This window comes from Eudoraea sp. (genome assembly GCF_049669105.1).
Classification (GTDB): Bacteria; Bacteroidota; Bacteroidia; order Flavobacteriales; family Flavobacteriaceae; genus Eudoraea.
Map to the genome: position 1 here is coordinate 41342 of NZ_JBATKE010000089.1, position 20495 is coordinate 61836.

At 37.9% G+C, this 20495-nt stretch carries 21 protein-coding genes; 9 read left to right on the top strand and 12 right to left on the bottom strand.

Annotated features, from left to right (window positions below):
• Nucleotides 1–17: 17 nt before the first annotated feature.
• From WBM60_RS07445 to WBM60_RS07475, 7 genes are all read right to left on the bottom strand, one after another.
• Nucleotides 18–422 (bottom strand): Dabb family protein, encoded by a 405-nt coding sequence (locus tag WBM60_RS07445; RefSeq protein WP_424259559.1) that lies wholly within the window; start codon nucleotides 420–422, stop codon nucleotides 18–20.
• 25 nt (nucleotides 423–447) lie between these two features.
• On the bottom strand, nucleotides 448–1071 hold the full coding sequence (locus tag WBM60_RS07450) for a DUF4230 domain-containing protein (protein WP_424259558.1): 624 nt from the start codon (nucleotides 1069–1071) through the stop codon (nucleotides 448–450).
• Entirely contained in the window at nucleotides 1064–1423 is a 360-nt protein-coding gene (locus tag WBM60_RS07455) for a DUF4260 domain-containing protein (RefSeq protein WP_424259557.1), read from the bottom strand. Before WBM60_RS07455 ends, WBM60_RS07450 begins: the two co-directional genes overlap by 8 nt.
• Entirely contained in the window at nucleotides 1420–2172 is a 753-nt protein-coding gene (locus tag WBM60_RS07460; RefSeq protein ID WP_424276681.1) for a cyclase family protein, read from the bottom strand. Before WBM60_RS07460 ends, WBM60_RS07455 begins: the two co-directional genes overlap by 4 nt.
• An 18-nt stretch (nucleotides 2173–2190) precedes the next feature.
• Complete coding sequence (gene hemW, locus WBM60_RS07465) at nucleotides 2191–3303, bottom strand: radical SAM family heme chaperone HemW (RefSeq protein WP_424259564.1); 1113 nt, start codon at nucleotides 3301–3303, stop codon at nucleotides 2191–2193.
• 65 nt (nucleotides 3304–3368) lie between these two features.
• Complete coding sequence (gene ruvC / locus WBM60_RS07470) at nucleotides 3369–3920, bottom strand: crossover junction endodeoxyribonuclease RuvC (protein ID WP_424259555.1); 552 nt, start codon at nucleotides 3918–3920, stop codon at nucleotides 3369–3371.
• A gap of 10 nt (nucleotides 3921–3930) precedes the next feature.
• A complete protein-coding gene (locus WBM60_RS07475) occupies nucleotides 3931–4407 on the bottom strand; it encodes a hypothetical protein (protein WP_424282930.1) in 477 nt (158 codons plus the stop codon).
• 130 nt (nucleotides 4408–4537) lie between these two features.
• Between WBM60_RS07475 and WBM60_RS07480 the strand changes: the two genes are divergently transcribed.
• Nucleotides 4538–5053, top strand: coding sequence for a DUF456 domain-containing protein (locus WBM60_RS07480; protein ID WP_424276680.1), 516 nt, complete (start codon nucleotides 4538–4540; stop codon nucleotides 5051–5053).
• Between the two features lie 3 nt (nucleotides 5054–5056).
• Here WBM60_RS07480 and WBM60_RS07485 read toward each other — a convergent pair whose 3' ends face one another.
• Complete coding sequence (locus tag WBM60_RS07485) at nucleotides 5057–5611, bottom strand: nitroreductase family protein (RefSeq protein ID WP_424259552.1); 555 nt, start codon at nucleotides 5609–5611, stop codon at nucleotides 5057–5059.
• A 127-nt stretch (nucleotides 5612–5738) separates the two neighbouring features.
• Here WBM60_RS07485 and hutH point away from each other — a divergent pair, with 127 nt between their 5' ends.
• The 4 genes from hutH to hutG are packed head-to-tail and all read left to right on the top strand — an operon-like array spanning nucleotide 5739 to nucleotide 11584.
• Nucleotides 5739–7319, top strand: a complete 1581-nt coding sequence (gene hutH / locus WBM60_RS07490; RefSeq protein ID WP_424282931.1) for a histidine ammonia-lyase — start codon at nucleotides 5739–5741, stop codon at nucleotides 7317–7319.
• 5 nt (nucleotides 7320–7324) lie between these two features.
• Nucleotides 7325–8581, top strand: coding sequence for an imidazolonepropionase (gene hutI / locus WBM60_RS07495; RefSeq protein WP_424259550.1), 1257 nt, complete (start codon nucleotides 7325–7327; stop codon nucleotides 8579–8581).
• Nucleotides 8582–8586: 5 nt separating this feature from the next.
• The gene (locus tag WBM60_RS07500) at nucleotides 8587–10608 is read left to right on the top strand and encodes a urocanate hydratase (RefSeq protein ID WP_424259549.1); all 2022 of its coding nucleotides are present in this window, start codon (nucleotides 8587–8589) and stop codon (nucleotides 10606–10608) included.
• Nucleotides 10609–10615: 7 nt separating this feature from the next.
• Complete coding sequence (gene hutG, locus WBM60_RS07505; RefSeq protein ID WP_424259548.1) at nucleotides 10616–11584, top strand: formimidoylglutamase; 969 nt, start codon at nucleotides 10616–10618, stop codon at nucleotides 11582–11584.
• Here hutG and WBM60_RS07510 read toward each other — a convergent pair.
• Complete coding sequence (locus WBM60_RS07510; RefSeq protein ID WP_424259547.1) at nucleotides 11576–12733, bottom strand: homogentisate 1,2-dioxygenase; 1158 nt, start codon at nucleotides 12731–12733, stop codon at nucleotides 11576–11578. The genes hutG and WBM60_RS07510 overlap by 9 nt on opposite strands.
• 267 nt (nucleotides 12734–13000) lie before the next feature.
• Nucleotides 13001–14278, bottom strand: a complete 1278-nt coding sequence (locus WBM60_RS07515) for an NAD(P)/FAD-dependent oxidoreductase (RefSeq protein ID WP_424276676.1) — start codon at nucleotides 14276–14278, stop codon at nucleotides 13001–13003.
• Between the two features lie 223 nt (nucleotides 14279–14501).
• Between WBM60_RS07515 and WBM60_RS07520 the strand changes: the two genes are divergently transcribed.
• Together WBM60_RS07520 and WBM60_RS07525 are read left to right on the top strand one after the other, a co-directional pair.
• The gene (locus tag WBM60_RS07520) at nucleotides 14502–15689 is read left to right on the top strand and encodes a hypothetical protein (protein ID WP_424261299.1); all 1188 of its coding nucleotides are present in this window, start codon (nucleotides 14502–14504) and stop codon (nucleotides 15687–15689) included.
• Between the two features lie 67 nt (nucleotides 15690–15756).
• Nucleotides 15757–15975, top strand: coding sequence for a hypothetical protein (locus tag WBM60_RS07525; RefSeq protein WP_424261297.1), 219 nt, complete (start codon nucleotides 15757–15759; stop codon nucleotides 15973–15975).
• A 50-nt stretch (nucleotides 15976–16025) separates the two neighbouring features.
• Here the strand turns inward: WBM60_RS07525 and WBM60_RS07530 are convergent, their stop codons facing one another.
• Both WBM60_RS07530 and WBM60_RS07535 read right to left on the bottom strand, forming a co-directional pair.
• Nucleotides 16026–16868, bottom strand: a complete 843-nt coding sequence (locus tag WBM60_RS07530) for a universal stress protein (RefSeq protein WP_299164394.1) — start codon at nucleotides 16866–16868, stop codon at nucleotides 16026–16028.
• A gap of 157 nt (nucleotides 16869–17025) precedes the next feature.
• On the bottom strand, nucleotides 17026–17661 hold the full coding sequence (locus WBM60_RS07535) for a Crp/Fnr family transcriptional regulator (protein ID WP_424276675.1): 636 nt from the start codon (nucleotides 17659–17661) through the stop codon (nucleotides 17026–17028).
• 175 nt (nucleotides 17662–17836) lie between these two features.
• On the opposite strand from WBM60_RS07535, the gene WBM60_RS07540 reads away from it, so the two are divergent.
• Both WBM60_RS07540 and ccoS read left to right on the top strand, forming a co-directional pair.
• Complete coding sequence (locus WBM60_RS07540) at nucleotides 17837–20206, top strand: heavy metal translocating P-type ATPase (protein ID WP_424282932.1); 2370 nt, start codon at nucleotides 17837–17839, stop codon at nucleotides 20204–20206.
• Nucleotides 20207–20278: 72 nt separating this feature from the next.
• Nucleotides 20279–20494: a cbb3-type cytochrome oxidase assembly protein CcoS gene (gene ccoS / locus WBM60_RS07545; RefSeq protein ID WP_424261290.1), complete on the top strand. Its 216-nt coding sequence runs from the start codon at nucleotides 20279–20281 to the stop codon at nucleotides 20492–20494.
• Nucleotide 20495 lies beyond the last annotated feature (1 nt).

Sequence of the window (20495 nt, forward strand, 5' to 3'; positions counted from 1 at the left end):
TATTTAACCCCCGAAAATTATAATTTAATTCCCTCTGAATCATAAACGACCACTTTTTTCCAAAGGTTTTGCGCTTCCTCAATAAATGCCTCGTGTGCTTTTTCTTTTTGATATTTCTCCTGCTCCTTTGCATTTTTAAAACTCAGGACTAAGGTATATGTAAAAGAATCATCCACTACATCGCGGGTAGCTGTAGGGGGTTTACCAAAATATTGCGTGTTGGCATGTTTTGACTTCTTCATAAACTTCTTCAACGCTTTTTCAAATTGCTTTTGGTCATCTTTATTGTCGGGATTGTTGAGCCAAAAGTAAACGACGTGTACAAATCCTGGGTCTAAATTTTTCATATGCTTATCTGCCGCCTGGCCGAATGTTGTTCCGGAGATTACTAAAAGTGTTAAAATACAAATTGTCCTTTTCATTTTTTTATGATTTAAATTTAAAATACTATTTTTCGATAAAAGGTTTCTTATCCTCACTTAATTTTAAAGCTGAATAATCTAATTTCCAGCCGATGGTTTCCACTATCTTTTCAATTAATAAAACTGCCTCCAATGCTTCCCTCCGAGCCGTATCCATAAGTCCGCTTTCAGGAATTTTTTCCATGACATGTTTTTTCGCTTCCTGATTTAAGGCTGTCAAATCTTTTGGAGTAAATGAATTGAAAAGTCCATTTTTTATGTCGTAAAATTCAAGTTCGGGTTCTATTGAAAGCACCTCCGGTTGTGGAAAGTTGGTTAGAATTATTTTCTTTTTATCAGTATCTGCGTGCATTAATACTTTTTTAAGGTCGTAACCTATTTGAGCTTTTGCATTAATTACTATCAGGGCCGTTTTCTTGCTACTAAGCAAACTCATAAAGTGTTCCCTGGTATTTTCATATTTGTAAATCTCAGCAAAATCACCCTCCACAGAGATCAATTTACAGACGCTTTTAATTTTTTCCAAAATTATTGTGGATTGATGCTCTGTGAGCTCTTTGCTCCTCTTAATACGAAATAATGAGTACATCCAATACATTAGGATTGCGCCCAATATTAACCCCAAAAACAGTTCAAAAATACTATCCATTGCTTTTTCCTACTTCTCCCAAATGTGTAAACTTAAATCCTTTCTTATACTTTAAGCCATAACCCAAAGCTCTGTCCAGCGCTGAGTGTGAAAATAAAATTACTCCCACTCCTTCTAACAAAGGAAGAGAATAATATGCTCCAAAAATATAAATAACTATTGCCAAACCTTTATGATGAAAGATATTATATGAAACCGCTCCAATTTTATCACCAAAAATATATCCCATCATTCCAATATCCGGGGCCAGAAGAAACACAAAAAACCACCACCAGGAAAAAGGGAGGAAACTAAAAAGATAGAAACCAAATACAAACATTGCAAATTCCTCTAACCTGATTAGGGTATTCATGACTCTATAGGTTTAAATATTACCGGCCTGCTTGGACTGGCATCATTTTCCATTGGGGCCAGTTGCAAGTTTAAAATATAGGTGCCGTCTTTAATAGAATTGTTTACAAATATAAATTCTGTAATAGTGGCCCTGGTACGCATCTTGCCTTCAACTTGCCAGAATGCCCTATGTGCCAATAGCGCTCCATTGTCTTTCTCCCTGTCTATTGAAGGTAGGTCTATGAGCAAGTGATTAATTTCCCTATCCACTAAATATTGAGCTGCTTCTTCCAATAAATAAGGTGGATTTGTATCGGAATATTTTCTTGATAATTTTTCTTTAAGGTTAGGTAAAGTTCTGATTATAAGTGCTTCACATTTTTTGTTTCCAATCGCATATTGAATTTGTTTTTTGGAGACCACAAAATCATTCTGATATTTTTCAGGGGCGATGGTGACCACCTCAGCAAGGAAAAAATAGTCTGACAATTGCTTATTTATGGAATAGGTCTCTTCTGTGATATGTCCAAGGCATTCTGTATGAGTTCCATGCGCATGTGGATTAAAACTGATATCATTAAAATTTACCGAAGCACCTTCGGATACTTTCCCAATAAAACCCTCTTCCATATGTGGTTCTATCTTAGGTGGATCCAGATTCCAGGCCCTTACATTCGATTCATTGCCGCTCAAAGGAATCGAAATATCCAGAGGCTTGGACAAATCTATCTTGTATTCCCTGCTATTATGTTTTATTCGTGCGAGCATGGCTTCTAATCAAAAATCTTATTTCAATTTAATCATAAATAAATCACTAGCAATCCCATCACATAAAAACTTTCCTTTTTTAGTGACAGAGAGCTTATCCCCTTCTGTTACAAGTAATTTCTCTTTGATATATCTATCAGATTGATCCAATAGGTACTCGTAATAATTAGTCCCGAATTCGTTTCTTATTTTATCCCAAGAAACTCCCCAAATTGTTCGTAATGCGGTCATGACATATTCATTGTATCGGTCTGTTTTGCTGAGTACTTCCTCTTCCAGCGGCAGTATATTCTCTTTAATTGATCTAAGATATTTCGAATTATTATTGATATTCCATCCCCTTTTTGTGCCGTCATAAGAATGTGCCGAAGGTCCTATTCCAATATATTTTTTTCCCTTCCAATACGCTGTGTTGTTCTTAGAGAAATATCCTTCTTTCCCAAAGTTGGAGATTTCATAATTTATAAACCCTTCCTTCTCCAAAAGGGTACATAGTATATTAAAATGTTCTTCGGCCACTTCATCATCTACATTGGGAATAATTCCCTTGTCAATAAATACTTTTAAAGCAGTTTTGGGCTCCACCGTTAATGCATAACTAGAAATATGTGGCAACTCGTAAGACAAGGCCTTATTAATATTCTCTTCCCAGCGCGCATTTGTCATTCCAGGTATCCCATAGATAAGGTCAATAGAAATATTATCAAAATACTTTTTGGCCTCATTGAGACATAAATCTGCTTCTTTGGCATCATGGGCTCTGTTCATCAATTTAAGGTCCTGATCAAAAAAGGATTGTATGCCAATACTCAATCTGTTAATAGGAGAATCGCTCAACTCCTTTATTTTTTTTATCGATAAGTCATCCGGATTGGCTTCCATGGTTATTTCAGGATGCTCAATCACCCTATAATTCTCATCAACAGATTTTATAATTTCATTGATTTCTCCTATTTCTAGAACCGATGGCGTACCGCCCCCAAAATAAATGGTCTGTACTTCTTCATTTTTCAATTCATCTTTGCGAAGCAATAATTCCTTCTGCAAGGCGCTTACCATATCTTGCTTTTTCCTCAAATTAGTAGAGAAATGAAAGTCACAATAATGACAGGCCTGTTTGCAAAATGGAATGTGTATGTAGATGCCAGCCATAGAATGATTAAGAATAAAGCAATTAAATAACTAGTGACTACAACCTACTTTAACCGGTCTTCATTTTGTTTTACGAATGCAGACCATCCTGTATAACTCTTGCCTACTTCTACCCTTCCTTCATTATAGAAATGACATACCGCCGCCGCAAGACCATCTGTACTATCCAAATTTTTTGGAAGCGATTTTAGTCCTAAAGTGCTCTGGAGCATTTTTGCTACCTGTTCTTTGCTGGCATTGCCATTACCCGTAATCGCCATTTTTATTTTTTTTGGCAGATATTCAGTTATCGGAATTTGCCGGGATAACCCGGCTGCCATGGCCACGCCCTGTGCCCGGCCAAGTTTTAGCATAGATTGGACATTTTTACCATAAAAGGGAGCTTCAATAGCAATTTCATCCGGATGGTAGGTGTCAATCAATTCTATGGTTCGTTCAAAAATAAGTTTGAGTTTGGTAAAGGGATCATTGTATTTTTTGAGGAGTAATTCATTCATTTGAATAAATGTCATCTTCTTCCCGGTTACTTTAATGATTCCGAATCCCATAATAGTAGTTCCCGGATCAATGCCCAATATGATTTTTTCGTTTTGCAATTTATTTTGTTTACTCTGAGTTTAAAATAATAGGAATCCTAAACTTAGCATTTACCGGAATTCCTCTTTTCAAAGCCGGCCCTAATGCAGGCAGACTTTTAAGACTTCTGCTGACAATCCCATCAAATTCAGGAATCTGTTCCTGAATAAGACTGTTTTTATCAATATTCAAAACGGTAATTTTTCCTTCTTTATCAACCAGGAAATCTACATATACTGCTTCCTCAACATCTTTGTCTAATATAAATTCGAATTCCTGCAAGGTCATCGAAAAATGCAAAAGCAGGGTGTTTTCAAAACACTCTTTTTGTGAAGCTTTAGACGCCGTTTCGTCACAATCATCAAATAGTGGATATTGGTCAACATCATTCCAATTGATTGCCTGTAATTCTTTTTCAACCAGTTTTTGTGTTTTAACTTCGGTTGAGGTAAACAAATCACAGGAAGATATCAGGCAAAGACAAAACAAAATTAGCAACTTCCTCATCTAATAGGTATTCTTGCGGAAAATTACGATTTTTTCGGGCAAATAAGCCCCAGAATTTCTGGATTTCCCGCTTCCCCAAAAAGACATGTAACAAATAGACGCTATCTTCGTCCAATTACAAATTATTTTTATGGACATTGCCTTATTACTTTTGGGTTTTTTCATTATGCTCATTGGAATCCTGGGGAGCTTTTTACCCGTTTTACCCGGCCCTCCAATAAGCTGGATAGGTCTTTTATTATTGGTTCTAACCAGAGCAGTACCTAATGATTGGTGGTTTTTGGGCATTACATTTTTAGTGGCGGCAATAGTATTTGCATTAGATTATATTATCCCAGCAATGGGCACGAAAAAATTTGGAGGCAGCAAGGCCGGAATGGCCGGAACCGTAGCGGGGTTGCTTGTGGCTATATTATTTCCAATTCTGGGCATTTTAGGAATAATTATTTGGCCATTTGTTGGAGCACTGATTGGAGAATTAATAAATAAGGCAGATAATAAAACAGCACTTAAGGCCGCTTTTGGTTCTTTTATAGGTTTTCTTACCGGCACATTTTTAAAATTTGTAGTAACTATTGTTTATTTAGGGCTTTTTATAGCTAAAGCCTGGGAATTTAAGGAAGACCTATTCCCGTTTTTTTACTAGCCCCTAATTAAACCAAACCACCTTTTCCTCAACAGGTTTTCTATCCCCAACAGAGATTTCCTCTTCGTAATGTCCCATGTATAAAAACCCGAGACATTGTTCCCTTTTACCGAGTTCAATAAATTCCCCCATATATTTTATGAGTCCTGGTGAACTCCAATAACAACCTATTCCTATTTCCGTGCAACAAAGCCACATATTCTGAACAGCCATTGACGTTGCTGCAATTTCTTCCCATTCCGGAAGGCTTTCGTTCGGATCTCTTTGCATACATATTGCTATAACAGCCGCCGACCTGCTTGGGTTGTCGAGTAGTTTTTTAACTTTAAAAGCTTTTGGATTCGCCTCTGTTTCCTCATATTTTTTTGCAAGAAATTGGCCTAGCTGCTCTTTTGAATTTCCCAGAAAAACCTTAAACCTCCAGGGTTCTGTTTTTTTATGGGTCGGTGCCCAGTTTGCTGCTTCCAGAATTTTTTCAATCTCTGATCTATCTATTGGCTGGTTTGTGTATTGAGCAGGAAATACAGATCGCCTCTTTTTAATCAATTCAAATATCATTCTAAACATTTTAGTTTTACAAAGTTAGAATTTCTAACGGTGATATAATATTCAAATTAAAGTGGGGCTGCAATTCCATTTTTCTGAAACTTAATGAATACATTTATAGTACTAAAAATACTATTTAATGGTTTCACCAACTCATACCTTTCTGTATGGAGAAGAAGAACTTAGTTGTAGCCTCGCATTAGGAATTGCAAGAGGTACAATTCAAGGTCAATTATCGAATGCTTCGCGAAAACGAGTTCGGAAGAGTAAACTTGTAGTTGAAAACATAGTTGAAAAAGGACAGGCTGTTTATGGGATAAATACCGGGTTCGGGCCCTTATGCACTACCAATATTTCTAAAGAAGAAACCAAAATTTTACAGACAAATATTCTCAAAAGCCATAGTGTTGGCGTTGGCAAGCCGATAAAGACAGAACTGGCTAAACTGATGCTTATTTTAAAGATACATTCACTTGCCAAGGGATATTCCGGGATAGCCGAAGAAACCCTGGATAGAATTCTTTGGCATATAGAAAACGATGCTATTCCACTTGTTCCTTCTCAGGGATCAGTTGGGGCTTCAGGAGACTTAGCTCCTCTTTCTCATCTGTTTTTACCACTAATTGGGCTTGGTAAGGTCCTTTTTGAAAACAAAATTATTGGAACGGAGGAATTATTTAAAAAAACAGGGTTGAAACCTCTGGAACTTGGCCCCAAAGAGGGATTGGCACTTATAAACGGCACTCAGTTTATCTTAGCACATGCCTTAAAAGTATTGGAGAAATTACACAATTGCCTTTCGCATGCCGATATTATCGGCGCCATGATGATTGAAGGTTTACAGGGCTCCGTAAAACCTTTTTATAATGAATTACATAGCCTGCGGCCCTTTAAGGGCAATATACATGTAGCGCAAAGGGTGAAATTACTCCTGAAAGGTTCTGAGATCATGGAAAATCATATTGATTGTGAACGGGTGCAGGATCCTTATTCCTTACGTTGTATTCCTCAGGTGCATGGAGCATCCAGAAATTCCTGGTTACACCTCAAGGAATTGGTACATGTAGAACTAAATTCTGTAACAGATAATCCAATTATCATCAATGAAGAATTGACAATAAGCGGTGGTAATTTTCACGGGCAACCTCTGGCTATGGCATTGGATTATGCCTGTCTGGCAGCTTCTGAACTGGGCAATATTTCAGACAGGAGAATCTACCTGGCGCTGGAAGGCAATAGTCCGGGAGTTCCTAAATTGCTCATGGAAGATACGGGGATAAATTCAGGATACATGATCCTTCAATACACCACTGCGGCTTTGGCGAGTGAAAACAAAGGGCTTTGTTTTCCTTCCAGCGCAGACAGCATTCCTACTTCTATGGGGCAGGAAGACCACGTAAGTATGGGGTCTATTGCAGGCAGAAAAGCTTTAAGAGTACTTGGAAATTTGGAAAAAATATTGGCCATTGAATTACTTACGGCTACTCAGGCCTTTGAATATAGAAAACCTTTAAAATCGGGGATATTGCTTGAAGAAGTGCATAAGGAAGTTCGTAAAAAAGTGGCCTTCGCAAAAAAAGACAGGGTTTTTGCCGATGATATAGAACAAGGAATAAAATTGGTAAGAAACCAAACCATAATACAGCGTATAAATACGGTTTGTAAAAAAAAGAATCTCTCTTTACAGACAACTTTTTCAGAAGAGTTTGAAAACTATTAATGACTATGCAACAATTAACGCTTATTGGACCCTTAAGCCAGGTAATTCCTATGACAGGAATACCCCTAAAAGGCGCTGTTTCGGATAGTCAGTTACAGATCATTGAAAATGCGGGAATCCTTTTTGCCGACGGCCTTATTAAAACCGTGGATAGTTTTAAAAAACTCGAAACCGACGTACAAGATCAGGACGTAAAATTGATTAGGTTAGAAGGAAAGCATATCTGCCTTCCCGGATTTGTGGATTCTCATACCCATATTTGTTTTGGAGGATCCAGAGCCAGGGATTACGCTATGAGGAATGCGGGCAAAACCTATTTAGAAATTGCGGAGGAAGGAGGTGGTATTTGGGATACTGTACAACAAACAAGAAAGGCTACAAAAAATGAGTTGATCAAGGGAATAATTAAAAGAGCCAAACAGCATCTTAAAAATGGCGTAACCACCATTGAGGTTAAAAGTGGTTACGGCCTTTCAGTGAAGGAAGAACTAAAGATGCTACAGGCAATTAAGGAGGCTGATGATCAGTTCCCATTGGATTTTGTCTCCACTTGCTTGGCAGCTCATATGCTTCCAAGGGATTTTAAGGGTAATTTGTCTGAGTATCTATCAGAAATAAGTGCGCAACTGTTCCCCATTTTAAAGAAAGAAAAATTAGCAAACAGAGTTGATGCCTTTATTGAAAAAGGAGCATTTGATCAATCTGAAATAGCGCCTTACCTTTCCGAAGCTGCTAAAATGGGTTTTGAAATTACTATCCATGCAGATCAGTTCTCTGTGGGAGGAAGTGAGGTTGCCGTTAAATTTAATGCGGTAAGTGCAGATCATTTGGAGGCAAGTACATCGCATGAAATAGAATTATTGGCAAAAAGTGATGTGATAGCCACAGCCTTACCCGGGGCCTCTTTAGGCTTGGGATGTAATTTTACTCCTGCCAGGAAAATTCTGGATGCTGGTGGTGCCTTGGCCATTGCAAGTGATCATAATCCGGGGTCTGCCCCTATGGGCGATCTTCTTACCCAGGCCGCCATATTGGGAACCATGCAAAAATTAACAAATGCAGAAGTTTTGGCCGGAATAACATTTAGGGCAGCGGCAGCACTTAAATTATCAGATAGAGGCAAACTAAAAGCTGGTTATCTGGCCGATTTTAACCTGTTCCATACGGACAATTTTAATGAAGTTCTCTACAACCAAGGGGCTTTTAAGCCATGTATGGTATTTAAAAAAGGTAAATTAATTTACGACAAACATAACCCATAGGAAAGATGCAAAGTTCCAAAATACAATTGAGTTTTCGCGATGAGATCCTACTTGGAATTCCTAAAGTATTACCTCTATCAAGGCCACGAATTACTGAATTGAATCATGCACCAAAAAGAAAGGAGATCCTAAGCCGGGGTGAAAAAAAGCTGGCGATAAGAAATGCGCTACGCTATTTTCCTCCTGCCTGGCATTCCGAGCTTTCTGCAGAATTTGCTATGGAATTGGAAAAATATGGTCGAATTTATATGTATCGTTTTAAACCGCAATATAAAATACATGCCCGTCCAATTTCAGAATATCCTGCCAAAACAGTGGAGGGAGCAGCGATAATGCTTATGATACAGAATAATCTGGATCCTGAAGTGGCACAACACCCTGAAGAATTAATTACTTACGGAGGTAATGGTGCCGTCTTTCAAAATTGGGCACAATATCTGTTGACCTTGCAATATCTGGCAAACATGACCAATGAACAAACCCTTCATATGTATTCCGGACATCCTATGGGTTTATTCCCGTCTTCAAAGGAAGCCCCCAGGGTGGTAATTACTAATGGAATGATGATTCCCAACTATTCCAGTCAGGACGATTGGGAAAAATTCAACGCTCTTGGGGTCACGCAGTACGGGCAAATGACTGCCGGATCTTATATGTATATTGGCCCGCAAGGCATAGTGCATGGAACTGCCATTACGGTAATGAATGCTTTCAGAAAGGTATTACTAAAATCTGAATCCCCGAATGGCAAAATATTCCTTACTGCCGGCTTAGGCGGCATGAGCGGAGCCCAACCAAAAGCAGGGAATATTGCCGGCTGTATTACGGTCTGTGCCGAAGTAAATGAGGCTGCTGCAACGAAAAGATATGCACAGGGCTGGGTTGATGAACTTCATGCTGATATGGACAGTCTGATTCGTAGGACCAAACAGGCAATAGCCGGGAATGAAATATTATCCCTGGCCTATGTTGGGAATGTAGTTGACGTCTGGGAAAGATTTTATGAGGAAGAATTATTTATTCACCTTGGGTCAGATCAAACCTCGCTGCACAATCCATGGGCAGGAGGGTATTATCCCGCCGGATTGACCTTTGAGGAAGCAAATATTATGATGGCGGAAAACCCGGAATTGTTTAAAGAAAAAGTTCAGGAATCTTTGAGACGGCAGGTGAATTCAATTAATAAACATTCGAAAAAAGGAACCTATTTCTTTGATTATGGGAATGCTTTTTTACTGGAGGCCTCAAGGGCCGGTGCCGATGTTATGTCTGAAAACAATATTGATTTTAAATACCCGTCCTATGTTCAGGACATTTTGGGGCCGATGTGTTTTGACTTCGGATTTGGTCCGTTTAGATGGGTATGTACCTCGGGTAATCCTGAAGATCTTCAAAAGACGGATGAAATAGCTTTAAGCGTTATGGAGAAAATCAGAGATTCTGCACCTGAAGAGATTCAACAGCAAATGGAAGATAATATCAAATGGATTCGAGAAGCCGATTCCAATAAACTGGTGGTAGGTTCGCAGGCACGTATCCTTTATGCAGATGCGGAAGGAAGAATTAAGATCGCCCAGGCTTTTAATAAAGCCGTAAGTTCCGGGAAAATTTCTGCACCTATTGTCCTGGGACGGGATCACCATGATGTAAGCGGAACGGATTCTCCATTCAGAGAAACCAGCAATATTTACGATGGAAGTCAGTTTACTGCAGATATGGCTATCCACAATGTTATAGGAGATAGCTTCAGAGGAGCAAGCTGGGTTTCCATTCACAATGGTGGTGGAGTTGGCTGGGGCGAGGTGATTAACGGGGGCTTCGGAATGGTTCTTGATGGTTCAGCAGGAGCCTCGAAACGATTGAAAAATATGCTTTTTTTCGATGTAAATAATGGGATATCGCGCAGAAGTTGGGCTAGAAATAAGGAAGCACTGTTCGCCATCAAAAGGGAGATGAAACGCAGCCCTAATTTAAAAGTTACACTACCCAACATAGTGGCTGATAAATTATTAGATGGCTTATTTTAATAACCCAATGAATTTATACAAACCAACAGAAAAAAATATTTGGACTGGCCGAAAGGCCGATCAGAATCTATATGTTTACCAAAAGGTAGAGCAAATAGATCTGGAGTTACAAAATATCCCGGTATACGGAGATAAAACTTTCGTAATCCTGGGTTATGAATGTGATGAAGGTGTAAAGAGAAATAAGGGCAGAACAGGAACAAAGGAAGGTCCTCAGGCTACACGCCGGCAGTTGGCAAAACTACCACATCATTTAAATGAAAGTACTGCCATTTATGACGGAGGTAATGTGGTATGTGTAGGGGATGATATGGAGAAAGCGCAAAGTGTATTGGCTGAAAAAGCAGCTCAGATTTTGCACTATAAAGGCTTACCATTATTGTTAGGGGGAGGTCACGATATAGCATACGGACATTATAATGGAATTAAAAAATTTGTAGGCAATGACCAAAAAATTGGAATAGTAAACCTGGATGCCCATTTTGATCTAAGATCTAATGAAAATGCCAATAATTCCGGAACACCATTTTATCAAATTGCAACCGATAATAACACTCAAAATTTGGACTTCCATTATTTGTGTCTTGGTATAAGAAATGATGCCAACGATAGTATATTATTTGAGCGTGCCCGCAAATGGAATGTAAAATATATTGAGGCCGAACTCTTTCATAAGCAGAATACTTCTTACGTTATTAATAAAATTAATGAGTTCTGTAAAGAAGTAGATTTTGTTTACCTGACAATAGATTTAGATGGTTTTTCTTCCGCTTTTGCACCCGGTGTTAGCGCTGCCTCCCCTATGGGGTTTTCGGTAGATATTGCAATGGTTGCGTTGGATACACTCATCGCAACAAATAAATTAATAAGTGCTGATGTGGCCGAACTCAATCCGACATATGACCGCGATGATCAAACGGCTAAACTGGCCGCAAGCCTGCTTCATTTTATTATACATAAAGTTGCCCTACTCTAACCAGGACTGATAGTAAGTACCATCATCAATTGCAAGCGCAGCTTCTGTTAATTGCAGTGGTTTAAATGTATCAACCATTACCGCGTATTCTTCCGTACCACTCTTGCCAATGCTGGCCTCGTATGTTCCTGGATGCGGACCATGAGGAATTCCTGCAGGATGAAGAGAGATATAACCTTGATCAATATTTTTCCGACTCATAAAATCGCCTTCAACATAATAAAGCACCTCATCTGAATCAATGTTAGAGTGGTTGTAAGGTGCTGGTATAGCCTGTGGGTGGTAGTCATATAGGCGGGGGCAGAAGGAACAAACCACAAAGGCACTTGTCTCAAAAGTCTGGTGAACCGGTGGCGGTTGATGTACCCTCCCCGTAATAGGTTCAAAATCAAATATAGAAAAAGCATATGGGTAGTTATATCCATCCCAGCCAACTACGTCAAAAGGATGAGATGCGTACGTCAGTTGATGCAACTGTCCTTGCTTCTTAACTTTTATTAGAAAATCTCCGAGCTCATCATGCGTTTGCAAATTTTCTGGAAGTCTAAAATCGCGTTCACAAAATGGTGAATGCTCCAAAAGTTGTCCAAACCAGTTCCTATAACGCTTGGGGGTATAAATGGGATGGTAAGACTCTGTAATAAAGAGTCTGTTATCTTCATCTTCAAATTCTATTTGATAGATCATCCCGCGGGGTATTAAAATATAATCCCCATATCCAAAAGGAATTTCACCCAACATCGTTTTCAGCGTTCCTTTACCCCTGTGAACAAAGAGTAATTCATCCGCGTCCGCATTTTTATAAAAGTAATCAGTCATTGATTTTTTAGGGGCTGCGAGCCCAACATGAACATCACTATTGAATAGTACAACTTTTCGGCTTTCGAGATAATCATCCTCTGGGGATACCTGAAAACCTTTTAGCAATCTGGATTTTATATTATACTTGACCGCCGCTTTAGGGGAAATGTCCTTTGAATCACCAACCTCTTTAACCATAGTTGGCCGGTATAGATGATACATTAGGGAAGACATTCCGTCAAAGCCTATGGTTCCAAATAACTGTTCATAGTGCAAACTGCCATCTTTTTTCTTAAAAACCGTATGTCTTTTGTGTGGTAAACTTCCAAGTTTATGATATAATGGCATGAGCAGATCTCTTTAAAAGTCATCACTAAAATTACGACAAATTGAAGGTTTTGTAAAATAAAGCCCCATAAATATCAGGCAATTATTTTAATCCGTCAACCAACGAACGTTCTTAACAAAAAAAGCCTCCCAAATTGGAAAGCCTTTCATTGGCAAGTACCGAATCAATATCGGCATCTATACACATACACCATTATTAATGATGCACAACACAACACTACAAAGATATAAAAAGGATTCCAAATTAGTTGTTATAATTAAGCCGTTTTATATTCTGTTCTTGAAGGGTCTGACTATTAAGCGAGCGGCTTTATCATAATTAATGTAATTATAAACCCAATTAAAAAATACGATTACTCTGTTCCTGAATCCAACGAGCGACATGAGGTGAACAAACATCCAGATAAACCATGCAAAGAAGCCTCCAAATTCAATACCCGGAAGATCTACTACCGCCTTATTGCGGCCTATAGTTGCCATATTACCCTTATTGCTATAGACAAAAGGTTTCATAGAAACACCTTTCAATAAACTGTTTAAATTCTCGGCTAAAAGTTCCCCCTGTTGAATTGCCGGCTGTGCCATTTGAGGGTGTCCTTTTGGATAGGCTTCAGTTTCCATATAAGCTATATCTCCAATGGCAAAAATATTCGGGTATCCTGTAATTTGACTATATCGGTCAACTTTAAACCGATTAACTCTTTTTATCAAAGCATCAGAATTTAATCCCTCAACTGCTGCCCCGGTAACACCGGCAGTCCAGATAAAGTTTCTGGTTCTGATCTCTTGACCGTTATCCATTTTCACAAGGTCGCCATTGTATCCTTTTACAATGGTATTCAAGTGCAGATGCACTCCAAAATCTTCTAAAAATTTCCTTGCTTTAGCCGAAGCTTTGGCACTCATGGGAGGCAGAACAACACCTGCTCCTTCGAACAGATGAATTTCCATTTCATCAATATTAAGATGTCTGTAGTCTTTTGGAAATACATGTTTTTTCAATTCCGCAAATGCTCCGGCAAGTTCAACACCGGTGGGGCCGGCACCAATTATGCAAAAATTCAGGAGTGACTTACGCTCTTCTAAATCTTTACAGTTATCTGCCAATTCAAAATTCTGCAGCATAAGACTTCGGATGTTTAGAGCCTGTGGAACGCTTTTCATTGACATAGCGTTTTCCTTGATCTCCGTATTGCCAAAGTAATTGGTTCGTGTACCCGTAGCAATAACCAAATAATCATAGGGGATTTTACCTATATCTGTATGTACTTCTTTAAGTTCAGGGTTTATTTTAGTTACCGTAGCCAGCCTGAAATAAAAATTATGAAGCCTTTTTAAGATCTTCCTAATTGGATAGGCTATAGAATCTGGTTCTAAACCCCCTGTGGAAACCTGGTATAACAACGGTTGAAATGTGTGGTAGTTGTGTTTATCTATGACAACAACCTGAACAGGAAGTTTCCTCAGTTTCTTGGCTAGTGAAATTCCTGCAAAACCCGCGCCTATAATTACGACTCTCTTTTTTGTAGTCTCCGGAAGATTCATAAAATAATTTAAAACAAAAATAAGGAAACTCTTACCGTTCATCGATGTTTTTTAACGGAGTTGAAAAGATCAGTTTTCAGCTAAAAACTCATTTATGGGATAAGCTGTGTTTAGCCTCGAATTTTGTCGGACATACCTTTCGTTGGTCGTAAAGCTCAAAAGACCTGGCCATGGAGTATTAATTTTATAAGACGATTGCCCAAATCAAAAAACCACCTATATCATGCTTAAAAAGTTACTTATTTTTACACTCTTAGGTTTTTTAGTCGTTTCCTGTACCCTTGATACAACTAAAGAATATGATGCTCTAATTTATATTGAAAACGGCCTTCCAGATTTACCTCAAAATAATTTAGAAGAAAATTTTGATAGTCAAGCTCTTCAAATATCACAATGGATAGACAATATGCAGCTTGCCAATGGGTTACTGACAAGTTCTGAAAAAACAGACTACGTATCATTATATGATAATTCCCTGGCTGCTTTAGCATTTATGGCAGAAGGAGAAATTGAAAAAGCAGAAGGAGTCTTTGATTATTTTAATGAACGTATCAATTCAGAATTCTTTGAGAATAACGGAGGATTCTACCAGTTAAGAAATAGTGATGGTTCTAACGGCAGGCGAATTTGGATGGGGGATAATGCCTGGTTATTGATAGCGCTAAATAACTATCACCAAATAACGGGAAATACTAAGTATAATGAATTGGTCGTATTATTAGAAAACTGGATTAGAAGTTTACAGGATGAAGACGGGGGCCTGTGGGGCGGAATTAATGAAGACGGGACACAAATACATAAGATTACAGAAGGCATTATTACGGCGTTCAATGCTGTTAAGGGTTATGACGATTTTCATAAGGGTATATTAAATTATCTTAAACAAGAACGCTGGAACACAAATGACAAGCTACTTGTGGCGTGGCCGGAAAATGAGACCCATTATTATGCTATGGATTTGCATTCCCTGGGTTATTTAATATTTGAGAATTTCCCTGAAGAAGTACTTATTAAAGCTGAACGTTACAAAAACACCCAAGTGGCAAGTTATAACGGAAAAGAAATTTCCGGTTATTGTTTTGATGAAGATAAAGATGTTATTTGGTTAGAAGGTACCGCGCAAATGGCCCTCGCTTTTAAAGAAGCCAATATGGCCAACGAAGCCAATGGAATTCTACAGCAACTAAAAAATGCGCAAATGAATAATTCGACCCAGTTAAATTCAATAGGCCTTCCGTATGTGACAAATGCCGGTACCAGTTATGGTTCCTCTTTATTGTGGGAAAATGCCTCGAGCACTCCGGCAATCTCATCCAGTATTTGGTACTTGTTTAACGTATTAAATTTTAGCCCTTTGGATCTTGGCAGACAAAAGAATATTCCAACCGAAGATATGTTCTGGAATTTTTAAATATCTACAGATTTATCATTGAATTAACACCGGCGTCTTTTGATTTTAGCTAATTTTAAAATAAAAAATGAATACTTCTGCTATGTTCTGGGTTGGAGCAACCACTATCCTGTTAATAATGGTAACCATAATGGCCGCTATGAATTTCGCATTTAGCTGGGTTTTTTACCTTACTGTACTTGGTCAGATAATGATAGTTTATATGGTCTATAAAGTACTTACAGACAACTACAAAACTTCAAAAACATTTGAAGATTTCTATGAAGATTATCCAATAAGCAAATAAATGCTACTCCTCTGTTGGAAGAGATTAATTTTTTTTATTTATTTTCTGAACTAGTCGGGTAATACCAGAAGAGGTATTGGTGTGTGAAACGCAATGCGTTTGACCACAGGTTCTTTAACCAATTCTTCCAGAAATCCATGTCGGTAATGTACAAGGGCAAGCAATTGGATGTCAAACTCCTTTATGAAGAATTCAATTACATCAGATTTACTGGCAAAATAAGGCATGCTATGCAAACAATGTGATACAGACGAAACATACTCCAGTAATATATCTTTATTTGAATGCTGGTACTTGTTCAATTCTTCCTCCTCGCTAATATGCATTATATTTATAGTAGCTCCAAATTTAGCAGTCAGCTGAATCAAAGGCTTAATTACTTCTACACTAAAATTTCTTTTAAAATCGGTAGGGAAACCAATTCTAACAGGTTTTATATACTCAAAATCTTCCGGTACCGCCAGAATTGGGCATGTTCTTACGGCCTTAATTATTCTTACGGTATTGCTTCCCAAAAATACCTCCTCAAAGCCAGATGATCCTTTTGTGCCTGTTACTATAAAATCAATATCCTTTGCTTCCACAAGCTCTTTGATTTCTTCGGTTAGCAGATTAAACGAAGAAACGCAATTAAAACTGTGTTGAGGGTATTTATAATACGTATTGATTTGATTCAAAAATTCTTCCAATCCACTCTCAGACTCGGATCGAACATTATCTTCAAGTAACCCTCCATGAATAGTAGCAGCCATAAAACGGCTGTGTACTATAGCAGGGGTATATGTATTTAAAAGATGAAAAGCACATTCTTCTTCTTTAAAAAATTCAATTGCAAACTTTGCAGCATTTAAAGAATTTTTGGAAAAATCTGTTGGTAATAATATGTTTTTCATACACCCGATTAAAGAAACAACGGTGTAAAAATACCTCTGGGATTACATGGAAACAATGATATATGTCAGGTTTTTAAATCCTGAATAATTATTGACAAGTACTTATTTACTTTAGGCAGGAACTATATTGGGGCTGAATTAGTGCTGAAGTGCTGAACTAAAATCCTTCAGCAAGTTCGCTTAATTTCTTTTCATCCAAAATTCCAAGTTTCTTCCCGGAACTCTTTAGCAAGCCCTTCTTTTTAAATTCCGAAATAATTCGAATGCAGGATTCCGTGGCAGTGCCTACAACATTAGCAATATCCTCCCTTGAAAGGGTAAGAACTAAATATCCGTCTGCATCCTCACCATAGTTAGATTTAAGATAAAGGAATGCTTCTGCGATACGTTGCTTTACAGTTTTTTGAGAAATATTTACAATTACATCATCTGCTTCTCTTAAGTCGTGTGCCATAAGACGAAGGACTTCAAATGTAAAACCAGGATTCTTGTGTAAGGTATTCACAATTACTTCTTTGGGAATAAAGCAAAGTTCCATATCGTTAACAGCGACTGCACTTAAATTTGAAGTCTCCTCTGCAATCACAGAACGTTGGCCCATAACTTCACCTTTTGTGGCTAATTTCACTATTTGATCTTTTCCGTTAGAGCTTAATTTAGAAAGCTTTGAAACCCCATCCCGAACACAAAACACCCCGTTTAGTTTTTCTCCTTCTTCGAAAATAGCTTCGCCTTTTCTAACGCTTTTGGAAATCTTTGAATCAGAAACCTGTTTTAATTCATCCTTACTCATAGCCCGTAAGGAATTAAATTGACGTATTATACAATTCTCGCACCTGTTTTCAGAGCCCATGGATTTTTGTTTACGCTATTGAACTTCAAAATTATCGAAAAGGTGACAAATATCATATATATTTTAAGTAAATTACTACAATTTCGCATTCAGGTAGTAAGCAAATGTTATTAATATGAGTAAATGTTACCACTGTGGTGATAACTGCAACATCACGGCGATAGTATTTGACGATAAGAATTTCTGTTGTAACGGATGTAAAACAGTCTATGAGATTTTTCAGTCTAATGATCTAACCTATTACTATGATCTTCAATCAGGCGCGGGTACTACTCCATTAGCTATTGAAGGAAAATACGATTTTCTCACTTCTAATACCATTGCGCAACGATTAATTGAATTTGATGATGGAACTATTCAAATTGTTAATCTGTTTATTCCAGGTATACATTGCAGTTCGTGTATATGGGTGTTGGAGAATTTAAAAAAATTACATCCCGGAATTACGAATTCACAGGTAGACTTCCCAAAAAAAACTGTTAGAGTTACTTTTAAAGCGGAACTGGTTACATTAAAAGAACTAGTTATACTATTAGCAAAAATTGGTTATGAACCCTATATCTCCCTTGATGATTATGACAAGGAGAAGAGTAAAACAGACAGAAGTATATTATATAAACTTGGTGTTGCCGGTTTTGCTTTTGGGAATATTATGTTTTTATCTTTTCCGGAGTATTTTGAGGTGGGGGAATTTTGGCTTGATCAGTACAAAGGTTTATTCAGATGGTTGATGTTTGCTTTTTCACTCCCTGTTGTATTTTATGCAGGCAGTGATTATCTCATCTCTGCTTACAAAGGATTGCGTTCCGGACTTTTAAATATTGATGTGCCAATTGCCCTGGGTATTTTGGTGCTTTTTACCCGCAGTAGTTTCGAAATATTCTTTGACTTGGGCTCGGGCTTCTTTGACAGTCTTACGGGTTTAATTTTCTTCCTATTGGTTGGGAGGTTCTTTCAACAAAAAACATATTCATTCCTTTCTTTTGAACGCGACTACAAGTCGTATTTCCCTATTGCAGTTACCAGATTAAGCAAAAAAAAGAAAGAGGAAACAGTTCAGGTATATGATATTAAAAGAGGCGACAGGTTACTAATAAGAAATAAGGAACTAATTCCGGTAGATGGAATCCTTATAAGCGGGAAGGCCCAAATAGACTATAGCTTTGTAACCGGAGAATCAGAGCCTGTCCAAAAAATTTCCGGTGATAAAGTTTTTGCCGGAGGCAGACAGTGTTATGGCGCAATTGAAATAGAAACTTTAAAAAGTGTTTCTCAGAGCTATCTCACGCAATTATGGGGTAATTCGGTTTTCCAAAAAGACAAGACAACTGCTTTTCAAACTTTAACAGACAGCATAGGAAAACGCTTTACAATAGCTGTATTGGCTATTGCCATAATTGCAGCATCTTTTTGGATGTATCAGGACAGCAGTAAGGTATTAAATGTTTTTACAGCTGTACTTATCATTGCCTGTCCGTGCGCTATTGCCCTTGCAGCTCCGTTTACCCTGGGCAATATGTTACGGATTTTCGGACGTAAAAAATTCTATCTGAAGGACAGTAGTGTCATAGAGCAGTTGGCTCAAATAGATACCGCAATATTTGATAAAACAGGCACAATAACAACAACGCAATCTAGTTCAATTTCCTATGAAGGCATGGAACTATCTGTTGAGGAGGAATCCTTGCTAAAAAATACCCTGAGGGCATCCAACCATCCGCTGAGCAGATCACTATATGCATTGCTAAGTGAACACGATATAGAAACCCTTGATGAGTATAGGGAATATACAGGCAAAGGAGTACAAGGTGTTAAGGACAAGAGCGACGTTAAAGTTGGTTCCGCAGATTTTGTAGGGCATCAACAACAAAGTGATTATAACAGCACCTCCGTTCATGTAAGTGCAAATGATGCCTATAAGGGGTGTTTTGTTTTCAATAATAATTACAGGGAAGGAGTTTCGGAAGTTTTTAAAGAAATGGGGCGCTATATGGATTTAGCCGTAATCTCGGGCGATAATTCAGGAGAAAAGACCAGGCTGGAAAAGCTTTTACCAAAATTGACTCCTTTATATTTTAATCAAAAGCCAACGGATAAGTTGGAGTTTATAAGCGAGTTACAGGCTAATGACAAAAAGGTCCTAATGGTGGGTGATGGTCTAAATGATGCAGGTGCTCTGGCACAGAGTAATGTCGGTCTTGCAATTTCTGAAAACATAAATGTTTTCTCTCCGGCCTGTGATGGAATTCTTGATTCCACAAAATTTAAATACCTAAATAATTATATTCTGGCCTCTAAAAAAGCCATGAAAATTATTAAATTGTGTTTTGTTCTCTCATTGATGTATAATGTGGTTGGGCTTTATTTTGCTGTGACAGGACAGTTAGAACCCGTAATTGCAGCTATTTTAATGCCTTTGAGTTCAATTAGCATTGTAGCTTTTGCTACACTTGCCACCAATGTAATAGGAAAGAAATTAAAATAATTAATAAACCTGACATATGTCATTTTTTGAAATTATCCACAAATGTAGTTTTGCACCAGAATTCAGGTAGGTATGAGTGTCATTTATTTATTGCTTACAATTAGTATTGTAGTAGCACTGGTTTTCTTTGCTGCTTTTATCATTTCCGTTCGGAGCGGGCAGTATGATGACTCGTATACTCCCTCAGTCAGAATGTTATTTGAAGATGAAGTTGTAAAAAACACAACTATAGATCCTAATACTAAAATCAAAAAATCAAACCAACTAAATAAAAAGCAAAATTTGTAAT

Excerpts from the sequence above, each read along its gene's own strand:
- WBM60_RS07455 (WP_424259557.1), bottom strand. The coding sequence starts at position 1,423 with ATGAATACCCTAATCAGGTTAGAGGAATTTGCAATGTTTGTATTTGGT.
- WBM60_RS07530 (WP_299164394.1), bottom strand. The coding sequence starts at position 16,868 with ATGAAAAACATATTATTACCAACAGATTTTTCCAAAAATTCTTTAAAT.
- WBM60_RS07475 (WP_424282930.1), bottom strand. The coding sequence starts at position 4,407 with ATGAGGAAGTTGCTAATTTTGTTTTGTCTTTGCCTGATATCTTCCTGT.
- WBM60_RS07480 (WP_424276680.1), top strand. The coding sequence starts at position 4,538 with ATGGACATTGCCTTATTACTTTTGGGTTTTTTCATTATGCTCATTGGA.
- WBM60_RS07500 (WP_424259549.1), top strand. The coding sequence starts at position 8,587 with ATGCAAAGTTCCAAAATACAATTGAGTTTTCGCGATGAGATCCTACTT.
- ccoS (WP_424261290.1), top strand. The coding sequence starts at position 20,279 with ATGAGTGTCATTTATTTATTGCTTACAATTAGTATTGTAGTAGCACTG.
- WBM60_RS07485 (WP_424259552.1), bottom strand. The coding sequence starts at position 5,611 with ATGATATTTGAATTGATTAAAAAGAGGCGATCTGTATTTCCTGCTCAA.
- hutG (WP_424259548.1), top strand. The coding sequence starts at position 10,616 with ATGAATTTATACAAACCAACAGAAAAAAATATTTGGACTGGCCGAAAG.
- WBM60_RS07515 (WP_424276676.1), bottom strand. The coding sequence starts at position 14,278 with ATGAATCTTCCGGAGACTACAAAAAAGAGAGTCGTAATTATAGGCGCG.
- WBM60_RS07510 (WP_424259547.1), bottom strand. The coding sequence starts at position 12,733 with ATGCCATTATATCATAAACTTGGAAGTTTACCACACAAAAGACATACG.
- WBM60_RS07535 (WP_424276675.1), bottom strand. The coding sequence starts at position 17,661 with ATGAGTAAGGATGAATTAAAACAGGTTTCTGATTCAAAGATTTCCAAA.
- WBM60_RS07460 (WP_424276681.1), bottom strand. The coding sequence starts at position 2,172 with ATGCTCGCACGAATAAAACATAATAGCAGGGAATACAAGATAGATTTG.
- WBM60_RS07520 (WP_424261299.1), top strand. The coding sequence starts at position 14,502 with ATGCTTAAAAAGTTACTTATTTTTACACTCTTAGGTTTTTTAGTCGTT.
- WBM60_RS07540 (WP_424282932.1), top strand. The coding sequence starts at position 17,837 with ATGAGTAAATGTTACCACTGTGGTGATAACTGCAACATCACGGCGATA.
- WBM60_RS07450 (WP_424259558.1), bottom strand. The coding sequence starts at position 1,071 with ATGGATAGTATTTTTGAACTGTTTTTGGGGTTAATATTGGGCGCAATC.
- WBM60_RS07525 (WP_424261297.1), top strand. The coding sequence starts at position 15,757 with ATGAATACTTCTGCTATGTTCTGGGTTGGAGCAACCACTATCCTGTTA.
- WBM60_RS07445 (WP_424259559.1), bottom strand. The coding sequence starts at position 422 with ATGAAAAGGACAATTTGTATTTTAACACTTTTAGTAATCTCCGGAACA.
- hutH (WP_424282931.1), top strand. The coding sequence starts at position 5,739 with ATGGTTTCACCAACTCATACCTTTCTGTATGGAGAAGAAGAACTTAGT.
- hutI (WP_424259550.1), top strand. The coding sequence starts at position 7,325 with ATGCAACAATTAACGCTTATTGGACCCTTAAGCCAGGTAATTCCTATG.